This window comes from Streptomyces sp. NPDC014006 (genome assembly GCF_043088925.1).
GTDB lineage: Bacteria > Actinomycetota > Actinomycetes > Streptomycetales > Streptomycetaceae > Streptomyces.
Window position 1 is genome coordinate 1,163,115 of record NZ_JBICAJ010000001.1, and the last position, 16,601, is coordinate 1,179,715.

General features: G+C 72.5%; 13 protein-coding genes and 1 pseudogene. 8 read left to right on the forward strand and 6 right to left on the reverse strand.

Annotation, left to right across the window (positions count from 1 at the left end; genetic code table 11):
- Positions 1–17 precede the first annotated feature (17 nt).
- A pseudogene (locus ACF1GV_RS05315) lies at positions 18–155 on the reverse strand (transglutaminase); the annotation flags it as partial.
- Between the two features lie 492 nt (positions 156–647).
- Here ACF1GV_RS05315 and polA point away from each other — a divergent pair.
- Entirely contained in the window at positions 648–3,374 is a 2,727-nt protein-coding gene (gene polA, locus ACF1GV_RS05320) for a DNA polymerase I (protein WP_391678025.1), read from the forward strand.
- Positions 3,375–3,672: 298 nt separating this feature from the next.
- Entirely contained in the window at positions 3,673–4,104 is a 432-nt protein-coding gene (locus ACF1GV_RS05325) for a hypothetical protein (RefSeq protein ID WP_391678027.1), read from the forward strand.
- Here the strand turns inward: ACF1GV_RS05325 and ACF1GV_RS05330 are convergent.
- Positions 4,067–4,918: a DUF4184 family protein gene (locus ACF1GV_RS05330; protein ID WP_391678029.1), complete on the reverse strand. Its 852-nt coding sequence runs from the start codon at positions 4,916–4,918 to the stop codon at positions 4,067–4,069. The two genes, ACF1GV_RS05325 and ACF1GV_RS05330, sit on opposite strands and share 38 nt — an antisense overlap.
- A gap of 315 nt (positions 4,919–5,233) precedes the next feature.
- Between ACF1GV_RS05330 and ACF1GV_RS05335 the strand changes: the two genes are divergently transcribed.
- Complete coding sequence (locus tag ACF1GV_RS05335; RefSeq protein WP_391678031.1) at positions 5,234–7,030, forward strand: lytic transglycosylase domain-containing protein; 1,797 nt, start codon at positions 5,234–5,236, stop codon at positions 7,028–7,030.
- 48 nt (positions 7,031–7,078) lie between these two features.
- Here the strand turns inward: ACF1GV_RS05335 and hrpB are convergent, their stop codons facing one another.
- Entirely contained in the window at positions 7,079–9,589 is a 2,511-nt protein-coding gene (hrpB, locus tag ACF1GV_RS05340) for an ATP-dependent helicase HrpB (RefSeq protein WP_391678033.1), read from the reverse strand.
- A gap of 86 nt (positions 9,590–9,675) precedes the next feature.
- Positions 9,676–10,563 carry a class I SAM-dependent methyltransferase gene (locus ACF1GV_RS05345; RefSeq protein WP_391678035.1) on the reverse strand — a complete coding sequence of 296 codons (888 nt, stop codon included), beginning with the start codon at positions 10,561–10,563 and terminating at the stop codon, positions 9,676–9,678.
- Positions 10,564–10,886: 323 nt separating this feature from the next.
- On the opposite strand from ACF1GV_RS05345, the gene rpsA reads away from it, so the two are divergent.
- The 4 genes from rpsA (at position 10,887) to ACF1GV_RS05365 (ending at position 14,842) form a co-directional block, all read left to right on the forward strand.
- Positions 10,887–12,380: a 30S ribosomal protein S1 gene (gene rpsA / locus ACF1GV_RS05350; protein WP_391678038.1), complete on the forward strand. Its 1,494-nt coding sequence runs from the start codon at positions 10,887–10,889 to the stop codon at positions 12,378–12,380.
- A gap of 298 nt (positions 12,381–12,678) precedes the next feature.
- Positions 12,679–13,617: a PAC2 family protein gene (locus ACF1GV_RS05355; RefSeq protein WP_391678040.1), complete on the forward strand. Its 939-nt coding sequence runs from the start codon at positions 12,679–12,681 to the stop codon at positions 13,615–13,617.
- Positions 13,618–13,662: 45 nt separating this feature from the next.
- A complete protein-coding gene (gene coaE / locus ACF1GV_RS05360; protein WP_391678043.1) occupies positions 13,663–14,268 on the forward strand; it encodes a dephospho-CoA kinase in 606 nt (201 codons plus the stop codon).
- Between the two features lie 193 nt (positions 14,269–14,461).
- Entirely contained in the window at positions 14,462–14,842 is a 381-nt protein-coding gene (locus tag ACF1GV_RS05365; RefSeq protein ID WP_391678045.1) for a tetratricopeptide repeat protein, read from the forward strand.
- A gap of 12 nt (positions 14,843–14,854) precedes the next feature.
- Here the strand turns inward: ACF1GV_RS05365 and ACF1GV_RS05370 are convergent, their stop codons facing one another.
- Positions 14,855–15,121, reverse strand: coding sequence for a DUF6343 family protein (locus ACF1GV_RS05370; protein ID WP_391678047.1), 267 nt, complete (start codon positions 15,119–15,121; stop codon positions 14,855–14,857).
- Positions 15,122–15,412: 291 nt separating this feature from the next.
- On the opposite strand from ACF1GV_RS05370, the gene ACF1GV_RS05375 reads away from it, so the two are divergent.
- The gene (locus tag ACF1GV_RS05375; protein ID WP_391678048.1) at positions 15,413–15,886 is read left to right on the forward strand and encodes a DoxX family protein; all 474 of its coding nucleotides are present in this window, start codon (positions 15,413–15,415) and stop codon (positions 15,884–15,886) included.
- Positions 15,887–15,928: 42 nt separating this feature from the next.
- Here the strand turns inward: ACF1GV_RS05375 and ACF1GV_RS05380 are convergent, their stop codons facing one another.
- Positions 15,929–16,558 carry an RNA-binding S4 domain-containing protein gene (locus tag ACF1GV_RS05380; protein ID WP_391678050.1) on the reverse strand — a complete coding sequence of 210 codons (630 nt, stop codon included), beginning with the start codon at positions 16,556–16,558 and terminating at the stop codon, positions 15,929–15,931.
- Between the last annotated feature and the right edge of the window lie 43 nt (positions 16,559–16,601).

Genomic DNA, 16,601 nt, shown 5'->3' on the forward strand with positions numbered 1-16,601 from the left:
CTCCTGGGCGGGGACGACTGATAGCACAGCGCCGTCGGGATGTCCTCGGCGCGCAGCGGTGCGGCCAGGGCATGGGCCTTGACGCAGCAGACGCCGGTGCGCCGCTCGATCACGCCGGAGGAGGACACGGTGTCGACGGGGCGCGGGTGCCCCGCCGCGTCCCGACGACCGCCGCCGGCCGTCCCCACCGCCTCGCCGCTGCTCCCGCCGTTGGCCTGCGTTCCGATCGGCGTTCGTCGTCTGCCGTTCGCCTGCGCGCCGGCCCGCGCCCAGTCGCCCGCCGCGCCTCTCGCCTCGACCGCCGGTCGATCCCCGACTCGTCTCGGCGGCCCGTCGCCGCCCGTCTCAGCCAGCCGGGTGCCGCAGCGCGCCGCCTGCCGCCTGCCCTCCTGCTACGGCCGCGTTCTTGTGCCGCCCCTCACATTCCGCCCCGGCGACGATCACCCGTCGCCGCGAGGTCGGCGGGCGGGGGCGCCGGACCCGGTGACGGTGAGGAGGGCCGGGAACGGCGCGCCGGGCCGGTCGAACCGCGCGGCGCCGCACCCGGGGACGGCGGCCCGGTGACGCGGTGGGCGGCCGCCCTCCGCAGCCGGCGGCAGCCACCCGGTGGCGGCTCGGTGTCAGTGGGGCGTGGCAGGATCGGGGGCGTGGCAGAGACAGCAGCGAAGAAGACCGACAGCAGCCCCGGCGGCAGCCGCCCGCGCCTGATGCTCATGGACGGGCACTCCCTGGCCTACCGCGCGTTCTTCGCGCTGCCCGCGGAGAACTTCACCACCGCGACCGGCCAGCCGACGAACGCGATCTACGGCTTCGCGTCGATGCTGGCGAACACGCTGCGCGACGAGGCGCCCACGCACTTCGCGGTCGCTTTCGACGTCTCCCGCAAGACATGGCGCTCGCAGGAGTTCACCGAGTACAAGGCGAACCGCTCCAAGACCCCGGACGAGTTCAAGGGCCAGGTCGAGCTGATCGGCGAGCTGCTCGACGCGATGCACGTCTCCCGCTTCGCCGTCGACGGCTTCGAGGCGGACGACATCATCGCCACGCTCGCCACGCAGGCCGCGGAGCAGGGCTTCGAGGTGCTGATCGTCACCGGCGACCGCGACTCCTTCCAGCTGGTCAGCGACCACGTCACGGTGCTGTACCCGACGAAGGGCGTCTCGGAGCTGACCCGGTTCACCCCGGAGAAGGTTTTCGAGAAGTACGGATTGACGCCCGCCCAGTACCCCGACTTCGCGGCGCTGCGCGGTGACCCCTCCGACAACCTCCCCGGCATCCCCGGCGTGGGCGAGAAGACCGCCGCGAAGTGGATCAACCAGTTCGGCTCCTTCGCCCAGCTGGTCGAGCGCGTCGAAGAGGTCAAGGGCAAGGCCGGGCAGAACCTCCGCGACCACCTGGAGGCCGTCAAGCTCAACCGCCGGCTCACCGAGCTGGAGCGGCAGGTGCCGCTGGACAAGACGGTCGCCGACCTGGAGCGCCCGGCCTACGACCGCAAGGCCGTCGCGATGATCCTGGACACCCTGGAGATCCGCAACCCGTCGCTGCGCGAGCGCCTGCTCGCCGTCGACCCGGGTGCGGCGGAGGCCGAGACGACCCCGGTGGTGGCGGACGGCGTCGAGCTGGACGGCACGGTGCTGGGCAGCGGCGAGCTGGCCGGCTGGCTGACCGAGCACGGCGGCGAGCCGCTCGGTGTCGCCACCGTCGACACCTGGGCGCTGGGCGCCGGCTCCGTCGCCGAGGTCGCGCTGGCCACCGCCGGTGGTCCGGCCGCCTGGTTCGACCCCTCCCAGCTCGACGAGGCCGACGAGAACGCGTTCGCGGCCTGGCTCGCCGACGCCGCGCGGCCCAAGGTGTTCCACGACGTCAAGCGCGCCATGCGGGTCTTCGCCGAGCACGGCTGGAGCATCGCCGGTGTCTCGATGGACACCGCGCTCGCCGCGTACCTGGTCAAGCCGGGCCGCCGCTCCTTCGACCTGGACGCGCTGTCGACGGAGTACCTGCACCGTGAGCTGGCGCCCGCCGCCGCGGCCGACGGCCAGCTCGCCTTCGGCGCGGACGACGCCGCCGAGGCGGAGGCGCTGATGATCCATGCCCGTGCCGTCCTCGACCTGGGTGGGGCCTTCGAGGGCAAGCTTCAGGAGGTCGGCGCCGCGGACCTGCTGCGCGACATGGAGCTGCCCACCTCCGCGCTGCTGGCCCGCATGGAGCGGCACGGCATCGCCGCCGACCGCGCCCACCTGGAGACCATGGAGCAGATGTTCGCGGGCGCCGTGCAGCAGGCGGTGAAGGAGGCGCACGCGGCGGCCGGGCACGAGTTCAACCTCGGCTCGCCCAAGCAGCTCCAGGAGGTCCTGTTCGGCGAACTGGGCCTGCCGAAGACGAAGAAGACCAAGACCGGCTACACCACCGACGCCGACGCCCTGGCCTGGTTGGCCGGCCAGACTGACAACGAGCTGCCGGTGATCATGCTCCGCCACCGCGAGCAGGCCAAGCTGCGGGTCACGGTCGAGGGCCTGATCAAGACGATCGCCTCGGACGGCCGGATCCACACCTCGTTCAACCAGACCGTCGCGGCGACGGGCCGGCTGTCCTCCACGGACCCGAACCTGCAGAACATCCCGGTCCGCACCGACGAGGGCCGCGCGATCCGCCGCGGGTTCGTCGTCGGCGAGGGCTATGAGTCGCTGATGACCGCGGACTACAGCCAGATCGAGCTGCGGGTGATGGCCCACCTGTCGGAGGACGCGGGCCTGATCGAGGCGTTCACCTCCGGCGAGGACCTCCACACGACAGCGGCCTCCCAGGTCTTCGCGGTGGAGCCCGCCGCGGTGGACGCCGAGATGCGCCGCAAGATCAAGGCGATGTCCTACGGCCTGGCGTACGGCCTGTCGGCGTTCGGTCTGTCCCAGCAGCTGAACATCGAGGCCGCCGAGGCGCGCACGCTGATGGACGCCTACTTCGACCGCTTCGGCGGGGTGCGGGACTATCTGCGCCGGGTCGTCGACGAGGCGCGGGCGACGGGCTACACGGCGACGCTGTTCGGCCGCCGCCGCTATCTGCCCGACCTCAACAGCGACAACCGCCAGCGCCGCGAGGCGGCCGAGCGGATGGCGCTGAACGCGCCCATCCAGGGCACGGCGGCCGACATCGTGAAGATCGCGATGCTCAACGTGGACCGGGCGCTGCGCGAGGCGAACCTCACCTCCCGCATGCTGCTCCAGGTCCACGACGAAATCGTCCTGGAGATCGCCCCCGGCGAGCGCGAGCAGGCGGAGGAACTGGTCCGCCGCGAGATGGCGGCCGCGGTCCGGCTGCGCGTCCCGCTGGGCGTCTCGGTCGGCGTCGGCCCGGACTGGGAGTCGGCAGCGCACTAGCCCGCCGAACGGTGGGGCCGGGGGAGCGGCCTGGGGGCCACCCGCCGCTCGGCTGCCCCCGGCCCGTGCCGGCCGCCGTGGCGCTTTCAGCCGGCGGTCCTGCTCCCCACCTCCGGGGGCGCCGGGAACTGCGCGACCGGCCCCCACCACCGCATTTCCTCGATGGCGCAAGCCACCCGCGACGCTTCTCAGCGCCAGCCGACTCCCAGGGCACCCCCGGCCGGCGCCCGGAGGGACCGTCACTCGGCTGGCCCCCGCAGAAACGCGCCGCCCGCCGCCCTGCCGCCAGGATGCGGGCATGGGTATACGCATGCTCCACCGCCGCACGGCACGAGCTCAGGCCCAGCACCAGGCACCGGCCCGAGCCGACGCCACGGCGAATCTCTCCACGCCGCTTCCGTCCGTTCCGCCCTTCGCGGCGGACGCCAGTACCGGCCGCGTCCCCACCAGCCGCGCCGAGGCCCTGCGCCGCGGCACCACAGCCCTCGCCCGTCGCCTCATCCGCCGGGACGCGTCGGCCGCGGCCGACGACACCGGCGTGGGGGAAGCTCCCGGTGAGGTGCCGCGCTGGCGGCTGTGGACCGAGCTGGGTCTGAGCTACCTGGCGCTGCTGCTCAGCCGGCTGCCGCGCCCCTCCCGCCGGGCGCGCACGTTCACGGTGTTCGTGGTCCCGCTGCCCCCGACCGCCGCGGTCACCGGGCCGGACGGCTCCCCTCGAGCACGCCGCTGACCCCGCCCGCACCGACGGTGACCGGTCGGCGCACCCGCACCCCGACGGCGTACACAAGCAGCCCGAGGACGAGTCCGGTGCCGGTGCCGAAACACACCGTCGGGATCAGCTCCCACGGTTTGGCGGTGGCCCCCCGGTAGGCCCACCAGCGCGTGGCCCGCTGTGCCGCGCCCGCCAGCGCGCAGCCGCCGAGCAGCGCCGCGGCCCACCACCGGTCCCGCGCCGACAGCGCGGGCACGGCGGCCGGCCCGCCCGAGGGCGCCCGGCGCACCGCGCGCCACACGAACGCGGTGATCACCACCGCGGCCACCGCCGAGCCGCCGTACTGCAGGTACCAGTACAGCGGTGCGCCCGCCAGCTGCCGCCCCAGGACGGGGAACACACGCATCCCCCACCGGTCCAGGTGCGTGAACGCGTCCCACACCACGTGCGTCAGCGCTCCCAGCGCCGCCGAGGCATACCACCACAGCACGACGGCGGGTCGCGCAGGCGTGCGTGGCGCCCCGCAGCGCAGCAGCGCCGCCCACGGGCCCTGCCGGGTCCGCGGCAGCAGAGCCACGAGCGGCTCGCGCACCAGCAGCCACATCGCCACGAGCAGCCAGGTGATGAGCACGTCGACGGTGAAGACCCCGGCGAAGGAGTGCGTGACGTCCCCGAACTCCATCGCACCGGGCACGACACTCGCCGCGTAGTAGGTCATGTCGGGTGAGAAGGAACCCGCCACCAGGACGGCCGGCACGAGCGGGCCCCGGCCGGAGCCGTCGATGCGCACGGCGGGCAGCACGGCGGCCGCATGGCTCAGCGTGAACGGCAACGGGTCCCCCTGTGACGCGTGTTGACCGGATGTGACCGGTACGTGATCAGCGGCGTCCAGTATGCGGTGTGGCACAGGACCTCGAACGGCATATGGCCAACCGGTAAAAACCGGGCACGAACAGGTGCCCGACGAAAGGAAGTTGTCGTAGGGTCACGGGGATGCAGCGCCGGGCAGACCAATGGCCCCATGAGGGCAACCGGAGTGGTGGTTCGTTCGTCACACCAAGGCGAGTACGCCACACCGGACACAACACGACGGCACGGCACCACAACAGGGACGGACGCTGAGGCGTCCACGGGAGGGGTTCACCACATGGCGGCGCAATTCGGCAGCAGGCTGCGCAAGGGAGCGTTCACCACCGCCGTGGCGGCTGCGGCGGTCGCGGCGCTCTCCGCGTCCCAGGCTCCCGGCGTCACGGTCGACGACCAGGGCAGACAGTCCGCCGCCGGCACCGCGCCCACCCCCGACGTGCAGGCGGACGACACCGACACCGCCACCGGCAACTCGCGGTACTACACCGACCTGCCGCCCCTCAACAGCCCCAATCCGGCCCCGACCACCGGCACCGTCCCGCCGCCGGCCACGGGCGCGACCGAGTCCGGCATCCCCGCGACCGTCCTCGACGCCTACCAGAAGGCGGCGGCCGAACTGCGCGCCTCCAAGCCCGGCTGCAACCTGCCCTGGGAGCTGCTGGCCGCCATCGGCAAGGTGGAGTCGGGCCAGGCCCGCGGCGGCCGCGTCGACGCGAACGGCACCACGGTCGGCAAGATCCTCGGCCCCGCGCTGAACGGCAACGGCTTCGCGCTCATCAAGGACACCGACCACGGCGCGTACGACGGCGACACCACCGTCGACCGGGCCGTGGGCCCCATGCAGTTCATCCCGTCCACCTGGGCGTGGGCCGGCCGCGACGGCAACGGCGACGGTCTCAAGGACCCCAACAACGTCTACGACGCCGCCCTCGCCGCCGGCCACTACCTGTGCCGCAACGGCTGGGACCTGTCCGCCCAGCAGGACATGAGCCGGGCGATCCTCAGCTACAACAACTCGCAGGACTACCTGAGCACGGTCCTGACGTGGCTGGAGTACTACCGCAAGGGCACCCACGAGATCCCCGACGGTACGGGCACCCTGCCCTCGCACCCCAGCGACACCGGCACCTCCGGCCCGAACCCGGGTCCGACGACGACGCCCCCCGCGCAGCACCCGTCGCCCGGGACGCCCAGGCCCGGCGGCACCACGCCCCCGAAGCCGGGCAAGCCGGGCACGCCGGCCACCCCCGGCAAGCCCACCACGCCCGGTACCCCCGCCCCGAAGCCCACGCCCACCGACACGGTGGACCACCTGGAGCGGACGAACGCGGACAAGCCCACCGCGATGGCCGGCGACGCCTTCACCCAGCGGATCGGCGCCCGGGCCGAGACCAAGGGCGGCAAGGCCGTCGCCAAGGTGCGCATCCGCTTCTCCATTGACGGTGACACCGACACCACCTTCGCCGGCGGCGAGAAGGTCGCCGCCGTCCTCACCGACACCTCCGGCGTCGCCCTCGCCCCCGCACTCCAGGCGGGCGAGAAGACCGGCGATGTCACGGTCCACGCGGCCGTCGTCGGCCGGATGGTCCCCGCCGTCGCCTACACCGCCACCGTGACCGAGCGCGCCGCCGACGCCCTCGCCCGCACCAGCGACACCAAGCAGACCTGCGTCGCGGGCGGCACGTTCGCCGACCAGATCGAGGTCAAGGCCACCTACAAGGGCGCGGCCGCCGGCCAGGTCGCCGCCACCGCAACCCTGATCAAGTCGGGCGACGACCCGTCCGAGAACGACAAGGGCCCCTACTTCAAGGACGCCGACGGCAAGACCGTCCGCACCCTGAAGGACCTGCACACCGACGCCAACGGTCTGCTGAAGCTGCCGAAGCTGTACGCGGACGACACCACCGGCACGTTCCTGCTGCGCATCACCACCGCGGGCGGGGCCACGCTGACCGTCGAACTCACCGTGACGGCACCGGACGCGACCGGCAGCCCGTCCCCGTCCCCGTCGGGCGGCTCCTCCTCCTCGCCTTCGCCTTCGCCCTCGTCCTCGCCGTCGGCGAGCCCGAGCGCCTGACCCGCCCCGCTCCGCACGGCGCCCCTCCTCGCGAGGGGTGCCGCGTCGTCATCCGCGTCTGAGCCGTGCGTTCGTATGCCGGGTCGGCTCCGCGGCAGCCGGGTCTTCCGGCCACGGATGCTTCGGGTAGCGGCCGCGCAGCTCCGCCCGCACCCCCTTGTAACCCTCGCGCCAGAACGAGGCGAGGTCGGCGGTCACCGCCGCCGGACGCCCGGCCGGGGACAGCAGGTGCACGAGCACCGGTATCCCGGCAAGGCAGGGCGACTCCTGCAGCCCGAACATCTCCTGCAGCTTCACCGCGAGCACGGGCCGCTCCGGATCGGCGTAGTCGACCCGGATCCTGGACCCGCTGGGCACGGTGATCCGCTCCGGTGCCAGCTCCTCCAGCCGGACCGCTTCTCCCGAGGCCCAGGGCAGCAGCCGGGCCAGCGCCTGCCCCGCGTCGATCCGCGCCAGGTCGGCCCGCCGCCGGGCCCGGCTCAGCTCCGGCTCCAGCCACTCCTGCACGCGCGCGTGCAGCGCCTCGTCGGACACGTCCGGCCAGGGCTCCCCGAGGTGCAGCCGGACGAAGGCCAGCCGCTGCCGCAGCACCTCGGCCTCCGGCGACCAGCGCAGCAGCCCGAACCCCTCCTGCCGCAACCCCTCCAGCAGCGCCTGCCGTACGGCACCGGGGTCGGCGCCGGTGAGCGGCCGCGCCGCCAGCTCGATCGCGCCCAGCCGCCAGGCCCACCGCGCGACGACGTCCCCGCCCGCCCAGTGCACCTCCTGCCGCTCGTCGAGCAGCGACCCGGCGGCCGACCGCGCCACTTCCTCGTCGATCACCGCGCCGAGCCGCACCCGCGCGTGCCCCTTGCCGAGGGGCCGGTCGGCCACGGCGACGGCGATCCAGGGGGCGCCGTGCAGAGGCGAGCCGGCGGGCAGCTCGGCACGCGTGCCGGAGACCATGAGGTAGGAACCACCGTCGAGCTTGGCCACACGCTCGGGGAAGGCGAGTGAGGCCACGACGCCGGCCGCCCGGTCGTCACCGGTGAGCGCGCCTGTGCCGACGGCCGCGTCGGCCGGCCGGGCCGCGTCGCCGAGGACGGCCCGCAGCCGCTTCACCTCCGTCCGCCACCGCGCGGCGTAGGCGTCACCCCCACGCCGGGCCGACCGCAAGGCGCCGGCCAGGTCGTCCCCGTACTCCCGCGGAGGCTCCTCGGACAGCAGCGCCACCACCTCCGCCCCCGCACCGGCGGTGTCCAGCAGAGCCCGCCCCAACCGGGGATGCACCCCCAGCCGCGCCAGCACCCGCCCGCGCTCCGTGGCCCGGCCGGCCGGGTCGACCGCTCCCAGCGCCTCCAGAGCCTGCCGCGCAGCCGCCATCGGACCGGCCGGCGGCGGGTCCAGCAACGCGAGACCGGATGCGTCGGGGTCGCCCCAGCAGGCCACCTGCAGGGCGAACGCCGTCAGGTCGGCCACCTTGATCTCCGGGGACGGGAACCGCGGCAGCCGCCCCTCGTCCGCCTCCGGCCAGCACCGGTAGACGGTCCCCGGCGCCTCACGCCCGGCCCGCCCCGCCCGCTGCCGCCCGGCCGCATGCGACGCCCGCACCGTCGCCAGCGCGCTCAGCCCACGCGCGTGATCGACCCGCGGCTCCCGAGCCAGCCCCGAGTCCACGACCACCCGCACCCCGGGCACCGTCAGAGACGACTCCGCGACCGAGGTCGCCAGCACCACCCGGCGCCGCTTCCCGGGCGAGAGCACCGCGTCCTGCACCGCGGCCGGCGCCCGCCCGTGCACCTGGAGCACGTCCACCTCGCCGAGGTCCCCGAGGAGCGCCGCCACGCGCGCGATCTCGCCCACGCCCGGCAGGAAACACAGCACATCGCCCTCCCGCTCGGCGAGCGCCCGCCTGACCACCGACGCCACATGCGCCAGCAGCGCGGGATCCACCCACATGCCGTGCGACGGCCGCACCGGACGAGCCGGTGGCGCGTACACGATGGCGACCGCATGGGCGGACCCGTGCGCCTCGACCACCGGTGCCCCGCCGAGCAGCCGCGCCCACTCGTCCCAGTCCGTCGTCGCCGACGCCGCCACCAGCTTCAGCTCCGGCCGCAGCGCCTCCCGCACGTCCCACAGGAACGCCGCCACCGTGTCCGCGTCCAGATGGCGCTCGTGGCACTCGTCCAGCAGTACGACGTCCACGCCCGGAAGCTCCTGGTCACGCTGCAGCCGCTGCAGCAGCACACCGGTCGTCACGACCTCCACGCGCGTGTGCCGCCCCACGATCCGCTCGCCGCGCACGGTGTACCCGACGGACCGGCCCGGCTCCTCGCCCAGCAGCCACGCCATCCGCCGCGCGGCGGCGCGCGCCGCCATCCGCCGCGGCTCGGCCACGACGACCCGCCGCTCGCCTGCGCCGTCCAGCAGTCCGGCCAGGGCCAGCGGCACCAGCGTCGTCTTGCCCGTGCCGGGCGGCGCGCCGAGCACGGCGGCACCGTGGCCGTCGAGGGCGTCGTCCAGAGCGGGCAGGGCGCTGCGCACGGGCAGCGCGTCCAGGGCGTCGTAACGGATCACGCATCCAGTTTCTTACGTGCGCGCGAGCGCCCGCCGGGCCTGTGGACAACTCCGCCTCCCCAGTACCGGCGCAGACGGCGTGGGCGTCAGTCCCGTTCGCAGACGAAGATCGCCGTGCCCGGGATCAGATGCCCGCGCAGCGGCGACCAGCCGCCCCACTCCGAGGTGTTCCAGTCCGGCCACTCGGGCTCGACCAGGTCCACCAGCCGGAAGCCGGACGTCACCACGTCCCGCACCCGGTCGCCGAGCGTGCGGTGGTGCTCGACGTACACCGCGTTGCCGTCCTCGTCCTGCTCGACGTAGGGCGTGCGGTCGAAGTAGGACGCCGCGACCGTCAGCCCCTCCGGGCCCGGCTCGTCGGGGAAGGCCCAGCGGATCGGATGGGTGAGGGAGAAGACGAACCGCCCGCCCGGCCGCAGTACGCGCCGCACCTCCCGCAGCACCAGCCGCGGGTCGGCCACGAACGGCAGCGCCCCGTACGCCGAGCACGCCAGGTCGAAGGAGGCGTCCGCGAACGGCAGCACGGCCGCGTCCGCGCACACAAGGGGGAAAGAGGAACCGATCCGCAGCGCGTGCTGGAGCTGGCGGTGGGAGATGTCCAGGGCCACCGGGTGCGCGCCCTGTGCGGCCAGCCAGCGCGCGCACTGGGCCGCGCCGGCGCCGATCTCCAGCACGTGCCGGCCCTTCAGCTCCTCCGGCGGGCCGAGCAGCTCGGCCTCCACCTCGTCCAGGCCCTCGGGCCCCCACACGAAGCGGTCGTCGCCGAGGAAGGTGCCGTGCTCGGTCTGGTACTCGTCGGCGTTGCGGTCCCACCAGCCCCGGTTGGCGCGGGCGCTCTCGGTGACCCCGGCGGCGCGCCGTGTGGCCTCCGCATCGGCGTCGGGCCCGGCGGGGGAGGACTGGGCGGATACGGACTCTTGGATGATCTGCTCCCTCGTCGTACTCTTCGAAACCAGCCCGTCCTGGGGTGTCATGACGGGGCCCATACGGCCCGTGTGGCCTCGCGAGACAGGATTTGTGCCGGAAATGCGGTGATCCGCCCCTGGTGTGCGGCTTCGCGCATTGACCCTGCCCGGCTGCCCCCGTATGCTACAAGTTGCGCTGCGGGCCTGCGCACCTCAGACGTAGCAGGCTGCGCTCGCATCTGTATGTATGTCCCCTCGGTTCTCGAGGCGCCACGGAGCACCTGGTGCTCGAAGTGTGGCGCTTCCTTGGCTGTCCGGCTTCTGCAGAGCGAAACGGGCTCCGGCGTAGCAGTACCTACGACTTCAATGTCCGTACCGGAGCCCTTTCCCACATGACGAGCAGCACCGAGACCACCGCCACCACCCCGCAGGTTGCGGTCAACGACATCGGTAACGAGGAAGCCTTCCTCGCCGCGATCGACGAGACGATCAAGTACTTCAACGACGGCGACATCGTCGACGGCGTCATCGTGAAGGTCGACCGGGACGAGGTCCTGCTCGACATCGGTTACAAGACCGAAGGCGTTATCCCGAGCCGCGAGCTTTCGATCAAGCACGACGTCGACCCCAACGAGGTCGTCGCCGTCGGCGACGAGATCGAGGCCCTGGTCCTTCAGAAGGAGGACAAGGAAGGCCGCCTGATCCTCTCGAAGAAGCGCGCCCAGTACGAGCGTGCCTGGGGCACCATCGAGAAGATCAAGGAAGAGGACGGGATCGTCACCGGTACCGTCATCGAGGTCGTCAAGGGTGGTCTCATCCTCGACATCGGCCTCCGTGGCTTCCTTCCGGCCTCCCTGGTCGAGATGCGTCGTGTCCGCGACCTCCAGCCCTACGTGGGCAAGGAGCTCGAGGCCAAGATCATCGAGCTGGACAAGAACCGCAACAACGTGGTCCTGTCCCGCCGTGCCTGGCTGGAGCAGACCCAGTCCGAGGTCCGCCAGACGTTCCTCACCACCCTGCAGAAGGGTCAGGTCCGTTCCGGCGTCGTCTCCTCGATCGTCAACTTCGGTGCCTTCGTGGACCTGGGTGGCGTCGACGGTCTGGTCCACGTCTCCGAGCTGTCCTGGAAGCACATCGACCACCCCTCCGAGGTCGTCGAGGTCGGCCAGGAGGTCACGGTCGAGGTCCTCGACGTCGACATGGACCGCGAGCGTGTCTCCCTGTCGCTGAAGGCGACCCAGGAAGACCCGTGGCAGCAGTTCGCCCGCACCCACCAGATCGGCCAGGTCGTGCCCGGCAAGGTCACGAAGCTGGTTCCGTTCGGTGCGTTCGTCCGCGTGGACGAGGGCATCGAGGGTCTGGTCCACATCTCCGAGCTGGCCGAGCGCCACGTGGAGATCCCGGAGCAGGTCGTCCAGGTCAACGACGAGATCTTCGTCAAGGTCATCGACATCGACCTCGAGCGCCGCCGCATCAGCCTCTCGCTGAAGCAGGCCAACGAGGCCTTCGGTGCCGACCCGTCGGCGGTCGAGTTCGACCCGACCCTGTACGGCATGGCCGCGTCCTACGACGACCAGGGCAACTACATCTACCCCGAGGGCTTCGACCCCGAGACCAACGACTGGCTCGAGGGTTACGAGAAGCAGCGCGAGGAGTGGGAGCGCCAGTACGCCGAGGCGCAGTCCCGCTTCGAGCAGCACCAGCAGCAGGTCATCAAGTCCCGCGAGGCGGACGAGAAGGCCGCAGCCGAGGGTGGCGAGGCTGCCGCTCCGGCCGCGACCGGTGGTGGCTCGTACTCCTCCGAGGGTGGCGACACCTCCGGCGCCCTGGCGTCGGACGAGGCGCTGGCGGCACTGCGCGAGAAGCTGGCCGGCGGCCAGAGCTGAACGCTTGCCGCTGAGGGTTAGTCGGTAGCTGAGGGGCCGTACCTTTCGAGGTGCGGCCCCTCAGTCGTGCGCGTTGGCGTCCGCCCCGGTGCTTGGTGACTGGTGCCTGTCGTCCTTCGGGTGCGGGTGGTTCGTGGTTGGTCGCGCGGCTTCTCGCGCCCCTGACAGTGTTGCGCGCCCGGGACGGCGTTGTCCGCACTCCGGCCTTTCATGATCGCCGGTTGCGTGGGCGTGATCACGGGAATGCTCACGCTCCGTTCCTCGTTGTTGTCTACGGACACGAGGAGGAGCGGTCACTGTGCTTGATCCGCAGGGTTTGTACACGTGGGAGCCGAAGGGGCTGGCCGTCGTCGACATGGCGCTCGCCCAGGAGTCGGCCGGACTTGTCATGCTCTACCACTTCGACGGATACATCGACGCGGGGGAGACCGGCGACCAGATCGTCGAACGGCTCCTCGACTCGCTGCCCCACCAGGTCGTCGCCCGCTTCGACCACGACCGGCTGGTCGACTACCGCGCCCGGCGCCCGCTGCTGACCTTCCGCCGCGACCGGTGGGCCGACTACGAGGAGCCGGACATCACCGTCCGGATCGTCCAGGACGCCACCGGCGCGCCCTTCCTGCTGCTGTCCGGGCCCGAGCCGGACGTCGAGTGGGAACGCTTCGCCGCCGCCGTGCGGCAGATCGTCGAGCGGCTCGGAGTCCGCCTGTCGGTGAACTTCCACGGCATCCCCATGGGCGTCCCGCACACCCGCCCGGTCGGCCTCACCCCGCACGGCAACCGCAACGACCTCGTCCCGGGCCACAGCAGCCCGTTCGACGAGGCCGAGGTGCCCGGCAGCGCCGAGGCCCTCGTCGAGTACCGGATGATGGAGGCCGGCCACGACGTTCTCGGTGTCGCCGCGCATGTCCCGCACTACATCGCCCGCTCGCCCTATCCGGATGCGGCGCTCACGGTGCTGGAGTCCATCACGGCCGCCACCGGCCTGGTGCTGCCGAGCATCGCGCACTCCCTGCGCAACGACGCCCACCGCACGCAGACCGAGATCGACCGCCAGATCAGAGAGGGCGACGAGGAGCTCACCACCCTGGTCCAGGGGCTCGAGCACCAGTACGACGCCGCCGCCGGCGCGGAGAGCCGAGGCAACATGCTGGCCGAGCCCGTCGACATCCCCTCCGCGGACGAGATCGGCCGCGAGTTCGAGCGCTTCCTCGCCGAACGGGAGGGCGACAACTGACCTCCGCCGCATCCGCTGTCGGCGGCAGGCCCTAAGCTTCCGCTCATGCTGACAGTGGGCCTGACCGGCGGCATCGGTGCCGGCAAGAGCGAGGTGTCGCGGCTGCTCGTCGAGTGCGGGGCCGTGCTGATCGACGCCGACCGCATCGCCCGCGAGGTCGTGGAGCCGGGCACGCCCGGCCTCGCCTCGGTCGTCGAGGCCTTCGGGCCCGAGGTGCTCACGCCCGACGGCAGCCTCGACCGTCCCAAGCTGGGCTCGATCGTCTTCTCCGACCCCGAGAAGCTGGCCGTGCTGAACGCGATCGTGCACCCACTGGTCGGCACCCGCTCCCGCGAGCTGGAGCAGGCCGCGGCGAAGGACGCCGTCGTGGTCCACGACGTCCCCCTGCTCACCGAGAACGGCCTGGCCCCGCTGTACGACGTCGTGGTCGTCGTCGACGCGAGCCCCGCCACGCAACTCGACCGGCTTGTGCGGTTGCGCGGCATGACGGAGGAGGACGCCCGCGCACGCATGGCCGCGCAGGCCTCGCGGGAGAAGCGCCGGGAGATCGCCGACATCGTGATCGACAACGACGTGCCACTGGAGCAGCTGCAGGCGCGCGTGCGGGAGGTCTGGGCGGAGCTGGCACGCAGGGCGCGGGAGGCTCGGTAGCGACCGGGACGGCCGCAGTAGCGGCAGTGGACGCGGTGGCCCTGGCGGGCGCAGTTCGGTCACAGCAGTCGCAGGAGTTGCGCTTATCGTAATCACCGCGATCACCGCAGCCGTTGCGGTCACCGCTGTCGCCGCTGGAATAGGGGTACTCGGTCGGGGCGTTGAAGCCCTCGAGTGAGGGAAGGAATTTTCCGTGCCCCAGACCAGCGGTTCGACCGGAGGTACTCCGGAGACACACGTCATCGACTTCCGTGCCGCCGAGCAACTGCTCGCCGCTCGCGATCCGCGGGGCGCGGTGAAGCTGCTCGACTCGGTGATCGCCGCGCACCCGGAGAACACCGCCGCACGGTTGCTGCGCGCCCGTGCCTTCTTCGCCGCCGCGCAACTGCGTCCCGCAGAACTTGAGTTCACGATCGTTCTGGAGCGGGAACCGGACAACGCCTACGCCCACTTCGCGCTCGCCCGCACCTACGAACGCCAGGGCCGCGACGACCAGGCCCGACGGCACTTCCGTCTGGCGGCCGCGCTGGACCCGAACCCGCAGTACCTCAAGGCGGCGCGCTTCGACGCGTGAGACGCCCTCGGCTCACGGCCGGCGGTGTTCCGGCGGCCGGTAGGGCGGGATGTCGGGGCCAGGCTGGAAGTGCGGGCCCTGCCGTATGTGCCGCAGGATCACCGCCATGTCGACGGTGACCACCAGCCACAGCACACCGCACGCCGCCGCCCAGCCGGGTCGCCCGGCGAGCGCGAACCCGGCAGTGCCCGCGATCGCCCAGATCAGCCCCCACACGCTCAGCCAGAAGCGCATCCGCAGCGCACTGCGTGCTGTCGTCGGCTCACTGCCTGTACGCATCGCGATCACCACTCCTCCCAGCAACGTACTCCGGCCGGGGACGTTCACCAAGCGGTCTTCACTCGGCCACGAACGGAGGGTCGCCGGCATCTCGAGCGAGGTGCTTCTCCGCCCACGAACGAAGGGTCTTCGCTCGAACGGGTGAACAGGAGACGTGGGGGAACGGCCGTGCGGGAGCGGGCCGTTGGACGGGCAGGGAGCTGAAGCAGGTGCACACCGGGCCGATGAGTTTCGGGGCTCCACGGGGTCTGTACGGGTGCATCACACGAAACGCGAAACCAGGAGACCCTCATGTCCGAGACCACCGCTCCCGCTGGCTCCCTCGCCACCGCGGCGACCGCCGGCACGGCGTCGATCCCGACGACCTCCACGGCCAAGCGCCGTCGGTACGCCCGGATCGCCCTGCGTACCGTGCAGGTGCTGCTCGCGCTGTTCTACGCCTTTGCCAGTGCGCTCCCGAAGCTGATCGCGCACCCCACGGCGGCGGAGTCGTTCGACCGGATCGGCTGGGGCAGCGCGGGGATGTACGCCATCGGTCTGCTGGAGCTGGCGGGGGCCGTAGCACTGTTGGTCCCGGTCCTGCAGTCGGTCGCGGCGGTGTCCTGGAGCGCCTTGATGGTGGGCGCGTTCATCGTCCAGGTGACCGTCTTCGACGGTCAGAACGCGGCCACCCCACTGATCCTGCTGGTGCCGCTCGCCCTCATAGCCTGGGCCCGCCGACAGCACAACGCCGACCTGGTGGCCAGGCTGCGACGCGGGGCGTGAGGCGACGCGGGGAGGGGCCCGACTCAAGGCGGGAGCCCCCTGTCACCGGTGCCCGGATCCTCCGCCACCGCCACCCGGCTTCGGTCCCGCGCCGCCCAGGCTCGGCAGGCCGCGCAGAGCCCGAAGGCGTTCGAGCTCGCGGCGGTCGCGCTTGGTGGGGCGGCCTGCGCCCCGGTCGCGGATGCCGGCGGGGGCGACGGCCTCGCGGGGCGGGGGCGGCGGGCTGTTGTCGATGTAGCACTGGACGGCCACGGGCGCTCCGACCCGCTTACGGATCAGGCGTTTGACGACCACGACCCGTTCCCGGTTTTCGCTCCGCAGTCGGACCTCGTCGCCCACGCGCACGTTGTACGCCGGCTTCACTCGCTCCCCGTTCACCCGGACATGGCCGCCCCGGCAGGCGGTGGCTCCGAGCGAACGGGTCTTGATCAGACGTACGGCCCAGATCCAGCTGTCGATGCGGACGGACTCCCCGGGAGCGGGGCCTGCAGCCTCGGCGGCGGCGATGGCAGCGGCGATCTTCGGATCGGCGGTCTCCTGCCCAGCGGCGATCTCGGGAGCGGCAGCCCCCTGCGTGGCGGCGGTGGCGTCCGCCGCGGGCGCGGCACCGGACGGTTCCGCGTCAGGGCCCGTCGCATCCGTCGTCTCGTGGTCCGCACCTTCAGCAACCATGTCCTCGACCTTAGCTCGCCGCACGGGGTGCGCCCCACGGGTT

Bases quoted from the DNA above. Each gene is read 5' to 3' on its own strand.
- ACF1GV_RS05370 (WP_391678047.1), bottom strand. From the start codon at position 15,121: ATGCGTACAGGCAGTGAGCCGACGACAGCACGCAGTGCGCTGCGGATG.
- ACF1GV_RS05325 (WP_391678027.1), top strand. From the start codon at position 3,673: ATGGGTATACGCATGCTCCACCGCCGCACGGCACGAGCTCAGGCCCAG.
- ACF1GV_RS05345 (WP_391678035.1), bottom strand. From the start codon at position 10,563: ATGACACCCCAGGACGGGCTGGTTTCGAAGAGTACGACGAGGGAGCAG.
- ACF1GV_RS05380 (WP_391678050.1), bottom strand. From the start codon at position 16,558: ATGGTTGCTGAAGGTGCGGACCACGAGACGACGGATGCGACGGGCCCT.
- ACF1GV_RS05335 (WP_391678031.1), top strand. From the start codon at position 5,234: ATGGCGGCGCAATTCGGCAGCAGGCTGCGCAAGGGAGCGTTCACCACC.
- coaE (WP_391678043.1), top strand. From the start codon at position 13,663: ATGCTGACAGTGGGCCTGACCGGCGGCATCGGTGCCGGCAAGAGCGAG.
- rpsA (WP_391678038.1), top strand. From the start codon at position 10,887: ATGACGAGCAGCACCGAGACCACCGCCACCACCCCGCAGGTTGCGGTC.
- ACF1GV_RS05375 (WP_391678048.1), top strand. From the start codon at position 15,413: ATGTCCGAGACCACCGCTCCCGCTGGCTCCCTCGCCACCGCGGCGACC.